The organism is Streptomyces sp. DH12, assembly GCF_020873895.1.
Classification (GTDB): Bacteria; Actinomycetota; Actinomycetes; order Streptomycetales; family Streptomycetaceae; genus Streptomyces.
In genome coordinates this window covers 1-419 of the sequence record NZ_JAHWGT010001362.1, presented here as the reverse complement: position 1 = coordinate 419, position 419 = coordinate 1, and the positions used below count along the sequence as shown (strand labels likewise).

General features: G+C 74.9%; 1 pseudogene. It reads left to right on the top strand.

Going from position 1 to position 419, the window contains the following annotated elements:
- Window positions 1–419: pseudogene (locus LPA54_RS40080) on the top strand (DNA repair protein RecN); the annotation flags it as partial.

Genomic DNA, 419 nt, shown 5'->3' with positions numbered 1-419 from the left:
GCACTGGAGGGCGACGACGAGCGGATCGGCGAGCTGACCGCCGAGCGGGACGCGCTCCGCGCCGAACTGGGCTCGCTGGCGCAGGAGTTGTCGGAGGCGCGGGCGGAGGCGGCGGAGCGGTTCGCGGCGGCCGTGACGGAGGAGCTGGCGTCGCTCGCCATGCCGCACGCGCGCGTGTCGTTCGACATCCGGCAGACCGAGGACCCGGACGGCGTCGAGGTGAACGGGCGCACGGTGGCGTACGGACCGTCGGGTGTGGACGAGGTCGAGCTGCTGCTGGCCCCGCACCCCGGGGCGCCGCCCCGCCCGATCGCCAAGGGCGCCTCCGGCGGTGAGCTGTCGCGCGTGATGCTGGCCGTGGAGGTCGTCTTCGCCGGGACCGACCCGGTGCCGACGTATCTGTTCGACGAGGTGGACGC